The organism is Luteimonas marina (assembly GCF_007859325.1).
GTDB classification, from domain to species: Bacteria; Pseudomonadota; Gammaproteobacteria; order Xanthomonadales; family Xanthomonadaceae; genus Luteimonas; species Luteimonas marina.
In genome coordinates, this window is sequence record NZ_VOHK01000004.1 from 494,117 (window position 1) to 510,116 (window position 16,000).

A 16,000-nucleotide genomic window follows, 5' to 3' on the forward strand; every position below is an offset into this window, starting at 1 on the left:
TTCTTCTCCCGAGTCCGGGAACATCGCGGGTGCGCGCGATCGAGTCCTTGTGGGCGGGACCAATCGCGTCGGCCTCGCGCTTCGTTCCGCCGGGTTGGCGCCCCCGTCCAGTGCAGGTCCGATGCCGCCGGTGTCTGTCATGATCGGCGCGCACCCACACCTGCCCGCCGATGAAGCCGATTCGCCGAGCCGTCGGGCGCACTCCGGCCGACCGCGATCCGGCCCACGTTGCGATTCCCGCGCGCGACCGGATGCGAATGGATCCGGTCGCGTGGCGATGTCCGCCCGATCGCTCCTCAGCGCGCAACCCGCCAGGACACGTGCACGGTCTGCAGCGGGCGCTGGCTGGCATGGTTGCCCGACAGCCAGATCACGTTGTTCCCCAGCCGCACGTTGCGCCACAGCAGGTCCGCACGCCCGTCTCCGTCGTAGTCGCCCACCGCCGCGATCGTCCAATCGAGGTTGGTCACCGCCACGACCGCCCGTTGCCGCACCATCGAACCGCCCAGCCAGATCGCGTTCACGCCCGTCGCCCGGTTGCGCCAGACGACGTCCGATTTCCCGTCCGCGTCGAAGTCGCCGACGCCCGCCACTTCCCAGTCGAGGTTGGTCACCGCCGTCATCGCGATCTGCGTCGAATGGTTGGCCGAACGCCAGATCACGTTCACGCCCGTGCGCGCGTGGCGCCACAGGATGTCGTCGCGACCGTCGCCGTCGAAGTCGCCGACGCCCGCGACCTTCCAGTCCAGGTCGGTCACGCCCGTCACCGGCTGCTGGAGGTTCGAGTTCGCCGCCTTCCAGATGACGTTGCGGCCGTCGCCGCCGTGCCGCCAGAGGATGTCCGAACGCCCGTCACCATCGAAATCGCCCAGCCCGGCCACGAACCAGCGTGTGTCGCTCACCGCGTTCACCGGCCGCTGGGTGTTCGAGTTCCCGCCGCGCCAGATCACGTTGCGCCCGGTGCCCGTGTGGCGCCACAGCACGTCGGCGACGTGGTCGCTGTCGAAGTCCCCGATCCCGGCGATCGACCATGCGCTGTCGACCGTCGTCAGCGCCTGCGAGGTCGCGAACTGCGGACCGTTCCAGCGCGACACCCCGCCGGTGGCGGGATTGCGCCAGAGGATGTCGGCGACCCCGTCACCGCCGAAGTCGCCGGTGCGCCAGCGCGGACGCACCGCCGTGTCGTCGTCCAGGATGCGGACCACGCCATTGTTGGGCAACCAGGCGCCCGACAGGTTCGTTGCCGTTACCGCGAACCACTCCTCCGGCTCCTTCCAGGGATCATTCTGCAGGCGGACCGTGAGCGAACCGTAGTAGTTCTGGCCCTCAGGCACGACGACATCCAGGCTCGTGGCCTCGTAATCGTTGTCCGACATCGCACTGCCGTCGCGCGTGGCGATCGTGAACCTCGCCCCGCCCGCCGGCGCCGGCGCCGACAGCCGGACATTGACCCATGCCGTGCCGTCGCCCTCGCGCGCCGTGGCTTGCCCGATCACCAGGCTCGGCACCGAGCGCAACTCGATGTTCCGCACGGTGTCGGCCTCCACGCGCCCGACCTCCACGTCCTGGAAGACATAGGGCGCCTGGGCCTGCGCCTGCAGCCCGACCATCGAGCCACGGACGATCTTGAACCGGTACGCGAAACCGGGCGGCGTCGCGTAGGTCCAGTCGTACGACCACAGGCCGTTCGGATCGGTGGTCGTGACCAGGACCCAGGTGCCGGACGGCTCCGGCTGGCCGGCAGGCCAGGTGAGTCGCCCGCTGATCCAAGTGGCGCGTTCGAGCACGATATCCCTCACCAGATCGGCCTCGACCACGCCCAGATCGATCGTCTGCGGGCCGTACGGATCGTCCGGACGCAGTTCAAGCACCGTCCTGGCCCCCGGCAGCACGGCCACCGAGTAACTCCCGGTGCCGGCGTCGCCGTCGACGCATTCGGACAGGTAGACCGGCCGCTCGATGGTGGAGCAGGCGCGCAGGGACGGCGCGGAGGACAGCGGCGAACCGCCCGATGGCGGCAGGATCCTCCCCGACACCCGGGGCCGCGGATCCTCGTCGAGGATCGTGCCGGTCGCGACATCGGTAAGCAGCGTCGCGCCGCGGACGTTGCGCAGGGTCACACGCACGGTTTCGTCCGGTTCGACCTTGGTGTCGCCGAAAATGCGGACGGCCAGCGTGTAGATGCGATTGCCTTCCTCGATCCGCTGGTCGACGAGGTTGAAGCCCTCGTAGTCCACGCCGCCGGCCGCCGAGCCGCCGCCGCTGACGAGGTCGAAGCGGACCCCGCCCGCGGGCGCCGGCGACGCCAGGCGTACCTCGAAGTACATCTCGCGCTCGCCCGTATCCGGCTCGAATACCGGCTGGGCGTCGAAAATGGAAATGCTGCCCGGCGGATCGCGGTAGCGGGAGACCGGCGTGGCCATGAGGTTGATGCTGCGGACATTGTCCGCCTCGTTCGCGACGCCGCAGGCAGTCCCCATGCACGCGGTGCTCAGCGGATTGGAAAAGTATCCGATCCATTGCTGCTGCCCGCTGGTGTAGGCCATCACGGTCGCGAACGCGGGCGGCCCGTCCTGGCGGTATCCGTAGGAGTACGGGAAGGCGCCCTGCGCGCCCTGCGCCGTCTCGGCATCGTGGTGCGAGCCGAGGTTGTGCCCGAGTTCGTGCGCCAGCACCAGCGGGCCGCAGGATTCGGTCGCCGTGACCGAGTAACCCGCGTCCCCGTTCGAGTAGGCACCGTTCAGGTAAGCGATGCCGCAGGTGGTGTCACCGGGCGCGTACGGCCGCAGCATCGCCACCAGGTCCGCTGCCAGTGCGTCGCGGCGCGCCCGCACATCGATGCCCGGAACCTCGTTCATGTACAGCGCGTCCAGCGCAGTGCTGTTGTATTCCTCTGCCGGATAGTCGGCCTGCTCCAGGCCGACCACGTGGAAACGCGCGACGGTGCCGCTGTCGGCATGGGCCTGGTTGGCGACCGCAACGAGGTTGGTGAACTCGCTCTCCGCCGCCGACGTCGATCCGCGCAGCGCCACCAGGTTGGCGGTGTACACGCCCAGCAGATTGATGGTGACCTCTCCGGCCGCCTTCTCCGGCACCGGCGCCACGCGGGCCGGTGCCTGCGGCGTCGCGGCTCTCAGCGCAGCACTGTCTCCGCCGGCGGGAAGCGCTGCCGTCGTCCTCGCCTGCGCGGTGGCCGGGGATTGGCCTGGCACGACCACGTCCTGCGGCACGACGTAGTCCGGCACGCCTGCCGGCATCAGCCCGCCTGCGGGCTGGACATAGGATTCCCCGTGGTTGGTCACGATGTGCAGCATCCGCCCTTCCGGCGTCGGCAGGACACCGAATACGCCATCGCGACCGAACGTGATCACCGCCGCCAGCTTGCCCAGCGGCGTGTCCACCCGGCCGACGAAGGTCCAGTCTCCCGAAGGCGAGGTTTCCTGCCGCTCATAGCGGACCGGATACGCCGCCCGCCCCGGCAGCGCGATGCGCAACGTGCCGTCACCAACCGCGCGTTCCGCCGCGACCCGGCTGATTCCGACACGCACCGGCGCGGACGCCGTCGTCGCGGCAGGCGCGAACCGGTTGCCATCGTCGGCCACCGGCGCCACCAGGTCGCGCCCGGTGGCGGCCAGGTACGGGTACGGGTGACCGGCAGCCTGCGCGGTTCCCTCGTCCATTGGCACCCCGTCCGCAACCGGACGCAACCACAGCCACAACAAGCCGCCGGCAATGACTGCGATGACCAGCAACAGTGCGATTGCAGCACCGCCATGCTCGCGCAGGCGCACGCCGCCACGCGTCGGCTGTTCAACAGAATCCATGGTTTCCCCCTTCTCCAGATCCCCCCGGACTTGTCTGGATGTTAGCGGGATTCCGCCAATATTCCAGCCGGGAGAAAGAAACAGGAGGACCGGGAACCGGATTCCACGCATCGCGTGGTGGGCGGTACAGGGTTCGAACCTGTGACCCCTACCATGTCAAGGTAGTGCTCTACCGCTGAGCTAACCGCCCGAAAAACGCGGTCCGGGCGAAGCCCGGTGATCGCTTCCCTCCCCGCCCGTGGCAGGGACAGGATGAGCCCCGCCATCGCGGCGGGAGGCGAATTCTAGCCGAATCGAACGGCGGTTGCCATCCGCTGACGCGCCGACCCCGACCCCGAATCCCACCAGGCCCCGGTCGCCCGCCTCAACCGGCCAGCGCGGCGTCCTTGATCCTGCGGATCTGGTCACGCACCCGTGCCGCGTCCTCGAACTCCAGGTCGCGGGCATGCTGGTACATCTGCTGCTCCAGCGCCTTGAGCTTCGCGGCCAGCTTCACCGGGTCGAGGGCGGCGTAGTCCTCCGCCTCGTCGGCCACGCGCTTCACCTTGCCGCCGCGCCCGACCTTGACCATCTCCGGCTCGTCACGCGCGCCCTCCATGATGTCCATCACCGCGCGCACCACCGACTGCGGCGTGATGCCGTGCTCGGCGTTGTACTCGACCTGCTTCTGGCGGCGGCGATCGGTCTCGTCGATCGCGGCCTGCATCGATTTCGTCACCCGGTCCGCGTACAGGATCGCCTTGCCGCGCACGTTGCGCGCGGCGCGGCCGATGGTCTGGATCAGCGAGCCGGCCGAGCGCAGGAAGCCTTCCTTGTCGGCATCGAGGATCGCCACCAGCGATACCTCGGGCATGTCGAGTCCTTCGCGCAGCAGGTTGATGCCCACCAGCACGTCGAACCTGCCCAGGCGCAGGTCGCGGATGATCTCCACGCGCTCTACCGTGTCCACGTCCGAATGCAGGTAGCGCACGCGCACGTCGTGCTCGCCGAGGTATTCGGTGAGGTTCTCGGCCATGCGCTTGGTCAGCGTGGTGATCAGCACCCGGTCGCCCATCGCCACGCGCGCGTGGATCTCGCCCAGCACGTCGTCGACCTGGGTCGCGACCGGGCGGATCTCGACCTCGGGATCGATCAGGCCGGTCGGCCGCACCACCAGCTCGGTCACCTGCCCTTCCGACTTCTCCATCTCGTACTTGCCCGGCGTGGCCGAGACGAAGATCGTGCGCGGCGAGCGCAGCTCCCACTCCTCGAACTTCAGCGGCCGGTTGTCCAGCGCCGACGGCAGACGGAAGCCGAACTCCACCAGGGTCTCCTTGCGCGAACGGTCGCCCTTGTACATCGCACCGACCTGCGGCACGGTCACGTGCGACTCATCCACCACCAATAGCGCGTCCGGCGGCAGGTAGTCGAACAGGCACGGCGGCGCCTCGCCAGGCATGCGCCCGGTGAGGTGGCGCGAGTAGTTCTCGACGCCGTTGCAGTAGCCGACCTCGGCCATCATCTCCAGGTCGAACTGCGTGCGCTGCTGCAGCCGCTGCGCCTCGACCAGCTTGTTCTGCGCGTAGAACTGCTCCAGCCGCTGCGGCAGCTCCAGCTTGATCGCCTCGATCGCATCCAGCGTCGTGCGTCGCGTGGTGACGTAGTGCGACTTCGGATAGATCGTATAGCGCGGCAGCGTGCGCCTGGTTTCGCCGGTCAGCGGGTCGAACTGGGTCAGCTTCTCGATCTCGCCGTCGAACAGTTCGATGCGCAGCGCCTCGTCGTCGGACTCGGCCGGATGCACGTCGATCACCTCGCCGCGCACGCGGTAGGTGCCGCGGCGCAGCTCGGTGTCGTTGCGGGTGTACTGCATCTCGGTCAGGCGCCGGATCAGCTCGCGCTGGTCGATGCGCTCGCCGCGCACCATGTGCAGCACCATCTTGAAGTATTCGTTCGGGTCGCCCAGGCCGTAGATCGCCGACACCGTGCACACGATGATCGCGTCGCGCCGTTCCAGCAGCGCCTTGGTCGCCGACAGCCGCATCTGCTCGATGTGTTCGTTCACCGAACTGTCCTTCTCGATGAAGGTGTCGGTGGACGGCACGTAGGCCTCGGGCTGGTAGTAGTCGTAGTAGCTGACGAAGTACTCCACCGCGTTGTGCGGGAAGAACTGCTTGAACTCGCCGTACAGCTGCGCCGCCAGCGTCTTGTTCGGCGCCATCACCAGGGTCGGCTTCTGCACGCGCTCGATCACGTTGGCGATCGTGTAGGTCTTGCCCGACCCGGTCACGCCCAGCAGCGTCTGCCGCGCCAGGCCGCTCTCGAAGCCGTCGACCAGCTTTTCGATCGCCTGCGGCTGGTCGCCCGCCGGCTGATAAGGCGCGACGAGCTGGAAACCGGCGGGGTGGATGGCGTCGTTCATGGGAACCCGTAAGTGTAGGAGGGGCTTCGGCCGCGATCAAAAGCCCGCCCAACGTCCCTGCAGGAGCGGCTTCAGCCGCGACCCGGTCGCTTCAAAGCGGGCGCGGATTGCGCCAAGGCCGCTGACATGGGGGAGCGGAGCCTTGCGCGCGCGGGACATGGGACAGGGTCGCGGCTGAAGCTGCTCCCACAGGCAGATGGGGGTGCGATCGAAGTTTTCCTACCCCCGGATCAGGGCAGCACCGATGCCAGGCACGGCCTGCCGGTTCTAACCTGCCCCGGTCCACAGAGGCCAGGAGGGCCGCAGATGAACCGCAAGGATACGGGTTTCACCCTCATCGAGGCGATGATCGTGCTGTCGATCGCCGCCATGCTCCTCACCGTCGGCCTGCCCGCCTTCGCGTCGGCGATGCAGCGGCACCGCGTCACCGCGACATTGCACCTGCTGGCCGCCGACATGGCCATGGCGCGGGGCAGCGCCGTCGTCCAGGGTAAACAGGTGGTGGTGTGTCCCCGCACCGAAAGCAATCGCTGCGGCGCCGCCAGCGACTGGGGCCGCGGCTGGCTGGTCTTCACCGACGCCGACGGCAACCGCCAGCCCGACATCGCGGCCGACATCCTTCGCTCGGCGGACGCGCCGGGCCGCGGCGGCAGGCTCTCCGTGATCTCGTCACGCCCGTTCCTGCGCTACCAGGTCGACGGCCGAAGCGCCCACAGCAACCTCACCGTCCACGTCTGCGCGGACGGCCAGCTGGCCGGACAGGTTGTGGTCAACAACCACGGCCGCGCGCGGACCTCGCGGCCGAAGTCGCCTGCCGCGTGTCCGGGCGGCTGAACCCCGCCGCCCGCCGTGCCCTGCATCGACCTTGACCCCGGCCGAACAGGCACTAAAATGGCCGTCCCCCGCCCGAATAGCTCAGCCGGTTAGAGCACTTGACTGTTAATCAGGGGGTCGTTGGTTCGAGTCCAACTTCGGGCGCCAGATTCCGGATCCACGAAAAAGCCGCGGCATGCCGCGGCTTTTTCGTGTCCCGGCGCAGCGCTCACCAGCAATCGGCAGCGGTTCCCGTTGCGCCACCGCCAACATCCTTCTCGCCGGCCTGCGTCAGCGTCAGCGTCATGCACCGTGTATCTCCGGTCTGCGAACCATAGGGCGCTGCGGCCAGGGTGAACTCGGTATTGGCGTCATTCGGCGTGAACGTCAGGTCGTACGCCTTGGCTCCATCGCGTGGCGACACCCGGTGCGCGGTATCGACGGTGGTCCAGAATCCGGCGTATGAACCTTGCACTGTGCGGTGACGCTCGGCGCGCTGGGCCAGTTCGACCAGGGCGGCCTTGGCCTGGCCGCGCTTGCCCTTGCGGATACTGTCGTTGTAGACCGGATAGGCGATCCCCGCCAGGACCGCCACGATCCCGACCGTGATCATCAGTTCGATCAACGTGAAGCCGCGCGCCGCGGTCCTGCGGCGGCGATACATGGACTGCCTGTCACCTTTCACGGTCGTTCCCCCTGGAATGCGAAGCCGAGTCGCCACGGTCATTTGAGTTGTCGCCACGATTGCCTGCCGCAGGGCCTGGGCAGCACGAATGCGCCGGGATAGATCACCACCTGGCATTCCTCGAACGAGGGGCAATCCACGCCCGGCGTGCAGGTCGGCTCGGTGATGTACTTGGTCGGATTGATCGCCGCGACGGACGTGCTGGTGATCGGCGCACCCGCATTCTCGATCTGGACCGCGCCGCAGTTCGCCCCCTCGCAGGCCGCACTCTCCGAACCGAGCGTCCTCACGTGGCTCAGCGCGCCGGCACCGGACAACAGATCCAGCGCATAGACGATGTTGGTGCCACCCGGGTCGCAGCTGTCGCCGGTCGGCGAGAACGTCGTGAAGAACACGCGGCCGCTCTGGATGCGCGGGGTCGCGATGAACCGCTCGCCCACCGGATCGAGATCACTCCCCGTCGCATTGCCCGCCTCGTTGTCGACCACCAGATCCAGGTACCAGCCGCGCTTGGCGTTGCCGCCGTAGTAGCTGACGCGATTGCGGCTGATGTTGCGCGTCGTGACATTGGTATCCGGCGTTCCGTTGCCGTCGGTGTCGATCATGTTCGTCGCATGCAGCTGGATCCATTGCCGCTGCAGGGCCGTCTCCTTCTCGCTGGCGTTGGCGATCGCGATCGCGGTGCCGCTGTCGAACACGCCGTACAGCGACTGCACGTCCGGCTCCTCGGCAATGTCGTTGTCGCCCTCGACGAAGTACCTGCCCGTCCCGAAGTACACCATGACGCCGTCGCCCGGACCCGCGGAGACGCGGATACCGCCGGTGACCGGCTGGCGCTGGCCGTTCGAGGCCAATGCCGTGACCAGGGGTTCTCCGCCGAACGCCACGTTCCAGAGCGTCTCGGAGGCATTGCTCAGGTCGAACTTCCACAAGTTGCCCTGCAGGTCGCCGCCGTACACGGTGTCGGCCTTGCCGTTGCCGTCACGATCGATGGCGGTGATCTGGCCCAGGCCGTTGAACGGATGGTTGGTCCGTGCGCACAGGAGCCCGGTGACGCCGCAGATCCAGTCCGTCAGCGGATCCGTCGAGGTTCCGGCCTGGTGGCCGTCGTCCGCGGTCAGCTTCGCGATCGGCTGCCCCGTGAACGCATCCACGATGTACAGCGACGGGTCGCTGGTGTGGCCGCCATAGCCGTTGCCGAACAGCACGCCCCAGCGATCGTTCTCCAGCGGCAGCAGCAGCGGTCGTCCGTAGACATTGCCGATGTCGTTGTCGATCGTGGCGTTCAATTCCCAGAGCACGTCGCCGTTGCCGAAGCTGCCCGGATTGCTCACGTCCAGCGCGAACACCGAGCGCCCGCCGCCTCCCATGGCGCCCACGAGGACCGTCTTCCAGACACCGCCGTCCTTGGCGTCGGTGACGGTGACCTGGCCATCCACGTAATACCGATGGTTGTAAAGCGCATCCGGCAGCGCAAGCTGGCCGAGGCGGCGCAGGGCCTCATGCGGAATGAAGGCGAACATCTCGGCGCCGGCACCGGTGCCCGCGCAGGCCACCGGCGAATCGGGTGCGCAGGGGGTGGTATTGCCGTTGAACGCATGCAGCATGCCGTCGTTCGCCCCCACGTAGACGACGGTGTCGCGCGACTGCTTCTGCACGAGATAGCCGCTGTCACCCGAGTAGCCGGAGAACATCGCCCCCGCATAGCTTCCGTAACCGAAGTCGGAGCGCGGCGAGGCGATGATCGGCTCGGAGTTGATGATGTCGCCGAGCACCGACGAGCGGGCGCGCAGCGTGTTGCCCACGCCCGGGCGATCCGCCTCGCGGGACTGGTCGCCGCGCAGATAGTCGACGATCGCGGCCGGGCTGTATGTCGCCTCGTACGCGTTCGGCAGGGTGGACAGGTCCTGGGTGATGCCGAGGCGGCCGAAGCGCGTCACATTGTCAACGCCCAGATTGTCGTTGTTGCCCAGGAACTCCCGGACGGTGATCGCCGAGCTCACGCCGGCCTGGATCGCCGTGCGGATGTTGCGTGCGCTGTGCGCCGGCAGTCCGGCCTGCGCATTCCACAGTTCCATGGTCGCAAGCGTGCCGTCCTGGTTGACCGCGGTCGCGGACAGGTTACCGGTCCAGTCATTGCCCTCACGATCACGCAGGAAACTTGGAGTCAGGGTAAACGAACTGCTGCCCACGCGTGCGCCATTCAATGCCTGGCTGCCGGCGGGGGGGGAGGACATTGAGATGTCGTCGAACGCCCGCGACAGCTGCGCGCGCAGGTTCAGCGGGTTGGTCACCAGGAAGTAGTTGTCCGGGTCGCCGTCGTTGTTCTGGTCCCAGGCCGTCGGCGTGGGCGAGCCATACTTGGCCGCGTACCACAGCGGATCATTGAGCTGCGTCCCGCCCGCCACGGTGCCCGGGGTGAACGTGCGAGAGGCATTGAACCCCAGCCCTTGGTTGCATGGCGCAGTACTCGTCGCACCCACGCAGCCACCTGCCCATATGCCAGCGGGAGTATTTAGCTCGTAGGTATACTCAGCATTTCCCGCCGCGTTTTCTGCAGGACTACCTCCATTCGACCGATCTCTAACCTCTAGGTAGATCCCATCATTGCTGGTCCCTGAAATGACGTAGCCCATTGCCTGATTTGCACTACCATATGCGTATTCCGAGGTCAGGTTAATCGTCACTGTATTGTCGCTGTTCGACAGGATCTCGTAACGAACGATCGCATCCATATCGTGGTCGTTACCCTGCTCGACATCCTCGTAATTGATCCGGAACACCGCGTAAGGACGCCCTTCATTGACAGTCGCATCCTGTTCCCCAGCATCAATCTGCGCAGGGAAGTTTGCGAATGATTCCACGTAGAAATCGACAATGGTGTTGGTTGGCTTGCGAGTGGCGCCACCAAAGGTCCCGCTGACGGTCTTGGCGAAGGGCAGCAGCGTCACCGTCTGCCCGCCGACCGGGAACTCGATCCGCGGCAGCGGCGACGCCAGCGCGATCGAATAGGTGACGACGTTCTGCTCGTCATCGGCCGCGTTGATATCGATGTTGCGCCCATAGCGCGCCACGCTGGCGGAATAGTAGGTGCCCTGCTTGGTCGGCTCCTCCGGCGCGAGGCCGCGGATATTGCCGAAGCTCGACGCCGATTTCGCAGTCGGTGCGCCATCGGTGGCCTGCCCGTCGACTTCACCGATGAAGACGCTGCGCGCCTCCCCGAACTCGGCCGTCCAGATCTCCTGGCCTTCGCTTTCGACATCCAGGCCAGGTAGTGCCGTGTCGTTCCCCGTGTCGTTGAAAGCGCTGCCCGGCAGGTCGCCGTCGTAGCTCGGATTGATGTCGCTGACGATGGTCTGGTGCGGCTTGGCGCAAGTGGGATAGGCCGGATGGGTCACGTCGCCATTGACCACCGTATCGGCGTACGGGTTCCGCCAAGCAGGGGCGGGCAGACCGAGCCGCGTGTCTTCCGACTGGCCCTCGGTGCTGCCCCCGCTGCTGAAGCGTGCGGTCGGCGCCGCCGCGCCCGCGAAGTAGCGCAGGCCTTCGAACAGCATCTCGGCAATGGGGTTGCCCCACATGCGGCACTCGCCGTTGTTGATCACGCGACCGCCCTGGGACACGCAGTTGCCTCCGACCCCGTGCGCCGTGTTGGCCCAGTTCCAGTTGGTGTCACTGTTCAGGTTGTCGGTCACGCTACTGTTGTAGCCGCCGCCGATCATCCGCAACCGATCAATGCTGCGGACGACGCCCTCGACATCGGTCCGGAACCGGCCGTTGTCGGGGTCGATCTCACGATTGAAGTCCTCGATATTGCTGCGCAGCACGCCGCCTTCGATGTTGTTCGCCTGCGAACCGGTGATCAGGCCGAAGAACATCTTCCGGGTTTCGCCGTAGTCGTGCAGGATGCCCGTCGGCTTGTAGATGGGATTCGCAGCATTGCCGTAGGCCTTGCAGATTCCGTCACGCAGCGCTGCATTGGTGGCACCGTCGGGACACGCCAGGACGCGGACCGCATAGTCCTGCCGGCTGCCCGCACTCGACGTGTCCTCCCAGAACAGGCCCCAGTTGTCGTCCCCCCCCGCCTCTTGATGGCGGAACTCGACGCTATGGGTCCCCGCCGCCAGCGTGATCGTGCCGGAATGGTTGTTGAGGCCGCCGTCGCTGCGGTCGTTCGCGTGCCCGCCATACCAGCCCACGACATGGGTGCCGTTGATGAATACGTCGACCGCGTCATCGCCGTCCACGGCGAAGCGATAGGTGCCGTCTACCGGGACGACGATCTGGCCCTGGATCCTGCTCAGATAGTTGTCGTGACCACAGCCATTGCCGGTAAATGGGTTGTTGGTCGCAGTCTTGTTGATCTGCGTGACAGTGCCCGTGCCGCACTGGTTCGCAGCAATCGCGTTTCCTGTAAACAGCGTGTTCATGCCCGCCAGATCGCCGGGACTCCCGCTGCCGATAGTGCGTCGCCATGTCGTGAGCTGCAGGCCCTGCAGTGCGGACGCCGGCACCAGTTGCCAGGTCGAAGAGCCGCTGATGCAAGCTACGCGACTATTGCTCGAGTTGAAGCAGTTGTTTCCGGCAACCGGCCCTTCGATCGACAGCCAGTTCCACACCCGGAAATCGCTGTTCTGCATCACGCGGAACATCGGCGCGGTGTAGTTAGGGAACGCAGCGCCGGTGTCTGTCACCGTGGTGACGGCAAACAGGTGGTACTTGTTTGCACCGGGCAGCGGAAGCGGCGCGTAGTTGCGAATGTCATAACCATCGCGCGCGACGCTCTGGTACTCCTTGCCCCAGCTGTGCGCATCCTGCGGGAAGTAGGCGCCCTGCAGCACGGTCTCCGTATTGGTGTCGACGTGACGCCAGCCGCCGTAGAGCACGCGGCGCAGCGCATCCATGCGCGACATGGTCAGGTAGTTCAGGAAGTCGCCGCTCCACCTGCCGGTGCACTGCTTGTTGGTCGTCGCCGACTGCGGTACGAAGCGGTTCGTCTGCCAGGAGTAGCAGACGTAGGAGTTGAAGTAGCCGTAATAGTCGATTTTGTAGCGCGAACTGCCGTCGGTCGGCGCCGGGTTCTTGAGTTCCCAGCCGCGATAGCCGACATCGAGGATGCCGTCGCCATCGAGGTCGGAGGCGTCGTTGTAGGCTTCGTAGTAGATCTTGTGGTCCTTGCCCATCACCAGCATGTTGAGCGGCGGCACTGCATCCCTCATGTACAGTGGAACCTGCGCAATCGTCGGCGGCGTCCCGGCAATGAATGTCGTGTCGGAGCGCACGCTGCTGACGCCAAATCCCAGAAGCACGACCAGCAGGCCGGCGATCCCGATGCGGAGAAGAGTGCTGTGGCTCATATCTGAATTCCTCGTGCCGCGCTCAGGGAATGAACACGGTGTCGACAACCGATTCCGATGACGGGAACAGGGCGCGGTCGCGCTGGTAGGCGGTCACCTGATAGATCTGGTCGGTGCGCTCGGCCTCGTCCGCGGGCATGTCGAGCGCGCCCCAGGAGAAGCACAGGTCCAGCCGGCGGACGAAGGGCGCGTCCGGGTCGTCCCAGCCCTGCGCATCGTGGAGGAAGCTGCAGTTGGTCGGGGCGACGTTGGTCGGCGGGTTCCGGCCGGCCTTCACGTCCGCTTCCAGAGCGCCTTCCTGCAAGCGCGCCGCCGATTCGGCGTTCTGGAACGCCATGCTGCCGGCCTGATAGTTCGCGGACATCCGCTCCTGCAGTCCCGCGACCTGCATGGCGATGATGCCGATCAGCGCCAGCAGGATCAGCATGATCAGTGCGACGTACAGCACGGCGCCGGACTGGTGGCGTTTCGATGCCCCGGGGAATGTCTTCATGTGCTTGGCTCAGTTGCCGAACAGGCGGTTGCGCAGGGCAACCGAATCTTCATAAACGGCGCGATAGCGCGTATCGTCGGGCGGCGTGAAGGTCACGCCGAGCGCGGACAGGCGCGTACCGCCTGCGGCGTCGCTGCGCTGCTCGGCCGCGGCCGGTTCGGTGCTGCGGGCCAGCAGGCCTACCCGCACCAGCCCGACGCGCCGCCAGGCCGTCTCGGGGTCCGCCGCGGGAACGAGTGCATTGGCGGTCAGGCTGCTGCCGATGTTGCCCGTGGGCGTTTGCGCGGCGCCCGTGTTGCTGTCCTGCCCGTACTGGAGCTGCAGCGACTCGATGCCTTCGACGAGTTCCTCCGACACCGGCGCCGCAAGCGCCGCCACGCCGGGCCCCGCCGTGTAGCGCATCCGGTACAGCGCAGGGTTGTCGCTGGCGTTGCGGCCGACGTAATAGACCACGCTTTCGGCGCGGTACAGCATCGCCTGGCCGGTGGTGAACGGAGGCGTGGTGACGAAGCTCGACTGGTTCAGCCCGCTCGAAGCGACGGTCATTTCCCCCGGCGCGGGTGGTGTCGGAGAGAGCTGGACGGTAGTCGCCTGGAATACGGCCGCCTGCATGCAGTCGGCGATCGCGAACAGGCCCGGATTGGCCAAGCCTTCGGTCAGGCGGCCGGACTGGGCGGAGGCGAACTGGATGGTCGCCGGATCGCCCGGGATGAAATTGGTGACCTGCGCCCCGGTCGGCGCGAAGAACCGCAGCACGAGGACATCGCTGCCGGGGACGGGCGCACCGGCCGTTCCGCTGGCGGGGAAATCATCGAACAGGGCCGTCGGCATTCCCGTCCAGCTGGCGCTGGTGGCGCTGCCGGGTACCGAGGTGATGGCAACCGTGTTGCCGCTGGCGGTGTTGACCGCTTCGTAACCGGTGATCGCCACGTCGAAACGCAGCCCGGGTTCGCCGACGGCCGCATAGTTCCCATCGAACTGCTGGGCATCGGTCAGGAACGTGGAAATCAGCGCCGGGCGCGACGGGGTGACGTTGCCCGGGAGAAAGCGCGCCTGGTCGTTCACGCAGCCCGCGTGGCCTGCCATGCGCAGGTCGCGCTGCAGGATGTCGATGGCGAAGCGTCCATTCTCCTGGGTGCGCGCCAGGCCGGAGGACAGCAGGTAGGCCGTGCGCGAGGCGGCGAACACCTCGACCAGGGCGAGGATGAGCAGGGAACTGATGGCCAGCGCGATCATCAGCTCGATCAGCGACAGGCCGGCTTCGGGTCGCCGTTCGGGATGCGCGATCACAGCGTCGTCTCCAATACGATCTGGCCACCACCCGCCAGGTTGTCGGTGTCGCGCTCGGTCCAGAACACGGTGACGGACACGTCTGGCGCGCCGGCAACGCTGACGACGGCGTAGGCTTCGGGGCCCAGCGCCTCCCTGACCTCGCATTTCCAGCGCGTGACGTTGTTCGCGGCCGTCACCACGTTGTGCGTCGCGCAGCCGGAGGTCGCACTCACCGCGGCGAAGTCCGACTGCCCCATGGCGTACGTCCCCAGCTGGCTGCGGTTCGTGCGCATCGTGTCCAGCAGTTCGCTGGCAAGGTTGACCGCCAGCGTGCGTTGCTGCGCGCTCTGGGTGTAGCGCAGGTTCAGCGTCTGCATCAGGGCCAGGCCCAGCAGGCCGAAGGCCAGGACCAGCAGCGCGATCAGCACCTCGATCATCGAGAAGCCGGACTGGCGCGCCGGGCGACGCAGCGTCGAGCGCATCCTCATGGGCATGCCCCCTTGTTGTTGACCATCTGCCCGGACGCGTTGATCGCCAGGTTGCGCACCAGTTCCTGGCCCGTCGGACAGGTGTCCGGCCTGAGGTTGAACGTGGCCGCGGCGCCGTTCATCGGGCGCCCCCGGTAGTCGAAGCCGATGCTGCTGACCGCGGCCCCGCCCCCGTCCACGGCGGCCAGGACCAGCCGGGGGTGTGCATTGACGACCCGGACCACGGTGTCCGCCGCGGTGAGGGTTCCGTAGGGCGGCGCAGCGTCGCCGTCGGTCCAGACGAGCCATCCCGCGTTCCAGTCGTTGCCGCAGGTCTGGCCATCGGCGCTGGCGCAGACGCCGCCGCCGCGGGTGTTCCTGATCGCCTCCGACCTGGCCAGCGCGACGCTTCCCAGCAGTTCGTTGGTGCTGGTAGCCAGCCGGTTGGACCGCATCGAGCCCTCGAAGCTCGGGAACGCGACCGCCAGCAGGATGGCCACGATGGCGATCGTGACCAGCAGTTCGATCAGGCTGAAGCCCCCGGCACCGTTGCGACGCATGTCCCCTACCCGCTTTCACGGCTGATGGCGCCTAGCCTACGGAAGCGCCCTGCGAGGGCAACCGCCGGCAGGACGAACGGTCGCGGGGTCCGGACGGGCGTCAACCCCGCCGGCGCAACGGGGCTACA

9 protein-coding genes and 2 tRNA genes are annotated in these 16,000 nt (G+C 67.0%); 2 read left to right on the forward strand and 9 right to left on the reverse strand.

What is annotated here, in order from left to right:
* Positions 1 to 296: 296 nt before the first annotated feature.
* The 3 genes from FQY83_RS11485 to uvrB form a co-directional block, all read right to left on the reverse strand.
* Positions 297 to 3,935 (reverse strand): FG-GAP-like repeat-containing protein, encoded by a 3,639-nt coding sequence (locus FQY83_RS11485; RefSeq protein WP_158636490.1) that lies wholly within the window; start codon positions 3,933 to 3,935, stop codon positions 297 to 299.
* Between the two features lie 4 nt (positions 3,936 to 3,939).
* Positions 3,940 to 4,014 (reverse strand) — tRNA-Val (locus tag FQY83_RS11490).
* 174 nt (positions 4,015 to 4,188) lie between these two features.
* Positions 4,189 to 6,225, reverse strand: a complete 2,037-nt coding sequence (gene uvrB / locus FQY83_RS11495; RefSeq protein WP_146388079.1) for an excinuclease ABC subunit UvrB — start codon at positions 6,223 to 6,225, stop codon at positions 4,189 to 4,191.
* A gap of 306 nt (positions 6,226 to 6,531) precedes the next feature.
* On the opposite strand from uvrB, the gene FQY83_RS11500 reads away from it, so the two are divergent.
* Positions 6,532 to 7,059, forward strand: coding sequence for a GspH/FimT family pseudopilin (locus tag FQY83_RS11500; RefSeq protein ID WP_158636491.1), 528 nt, complete (start codon positions 6,532 to 6,534; stop codon positions 7,057 to 7,059).
* A gap of 70 nt (positions 7,060 to 7,129) precedes the next feature.
* A tRNA-Asn gene (locus tag FQY83_RS11505) sits at positions 7,130 to 7,206 on the forward strand.
* A 61-nt stretch (positions 7,207 to 7,267) separates the two neighbouring features.
* On the opposite strand, the gene FQY83_RS11510 is transcribed toward FQY83_RS11505, so the two are convergent.
* Genes FQY83_RS11510 through FQY83_RS11535 form a run of 6 tightly spaced genes read right to left on the reverse strand, consistent with a single transcriptional unit; the run spans position 7,268 to position 15,872 of the window.
* Entirely contained in the window at positions 7,268 to 7,702 is a 435-nt protein-coding gene (locus FQY83_RS11510) for a type IV pilin protein (protein WP_192906692.1), read from the reverse strand.
* 59 nt (positions 7,703 to 7,761) lie between these two features.
* A complete protein-coding gene (locus FQY83_RS11515; RefSeq protein ID WP_146388082.1) occupies positions 7,762 to 13,080 on the reverse strand; it encodes a PilC/PilY family type IV pilus protein in 5,319 nt (1,772 codons plus the stop codon).
* Between the two features lie 22 nt (positions 13,081 to 13,102).
* Entirely contained in the window at positions 13,103 to 13,573 is a 471-nt protein-coding gene (locus FQY83_RS11520; protein ID WP_146388083.1) for a pilus assembly PilX family protein, read from the reverse strand.
* A gap of 9 nt (positions 13,574 to 13,582) precedes the next feature.
* Positions 13,583 to 14,863, reverse strand: coding sequence for a PilW family protein (locus tag FQY83_RS11525; RefSeq protein ID WP_192906702.1), 1,281 nt, complete (start codon positions 14,861 to 14,863; stop codon positions 13,583 to 13,585).
* Positions 14,860 to 15,333 carry a type IV pilus modification protein PilV gene (pilV, locus tag FQY83_RS11530; protein ID WP_238333471.1) on the reverse strand — a complete coding sequence of 158 codons (474 nt, stop codon included), beginning with the start codon at positions 15,331 to 15,333 and terminating at the stop codon, positions 14,860 to 14,862. Before pilV ends, FQY83_RS11525 begins: the two co-directional genes overlap by 4 nt.
* Entirely contained in the window at positions 15,330 to 15,872 is a 543-nt protein-coding gene (locus FQY83_RS11535) for a GspH/FimT family pseudopilin (protein ID WP_146388086.1), read from the reverse strand. The genes pilV and FQY83_RS11535 overlap by 4 nt, the downstream gene beginning before the upstream one ends.
* Between the last annotated feature and the right edge of the window lie 128 nt (positions 15,873 to 16,000).

Coding starts and splice junctions, on each gene's coding strand:
- FQY83_RS11500 (WP_158636491.1), top strand. CDS start 6,532: ATGAACCGCAAGGATACGGGTTTCACCCTCATCGAGGCGATGATCGTG.
- FQY83_RS11520 (WP_146388083.1), bottom strand. CDS start 13,573: ATGAAGACATTCCCCGGGGCATCGAAACGCCACCAGTCCGGCGCCGTG.
- FQY83_RS11485 (WP_158636490.1), bottom strand. CDS start 3,935: ATGCGTGGAATCCGGTTCCCGGTCCTCCTGTTTCTTTCTCCCGGCTGG.
- pilV (WP_238333471.1), bottom strand. CDS start 15,333: ATGAGGATGCGCTCGACGCTGCGTCGCCCGGCGCGCCAGTCCGGCTTC.
- FQY83_RS11535 (WP_146388086.1), bottom strand. CDS start 15,872: ATGCGTCGCAACGGTGCCGGGGGCTTCAGCCTGATCGAACTGCTGGTC.
- FQY83_RS11510 (WP_192906692.1), bottom strand. CDS start 7,702: ATGTATCGCCGCCGCAGGACCGCGGCGCGCGGCTTCACGTTGATCGAA.
- FQY83_RS11515 (WP_146388082.1), bottom strand. CDS start 13,080: ATGAGCCACAGCACTCTTCTCCGCATCGGGATCGCCGGCCTGCTGGTC.
- uvrB (WP_146388079.1), bottom strand. CDS start 6,225: ATGAACGACGCCATCCACCCCGCCGGTTTCCAGCTCGTCGCGCCTTAT.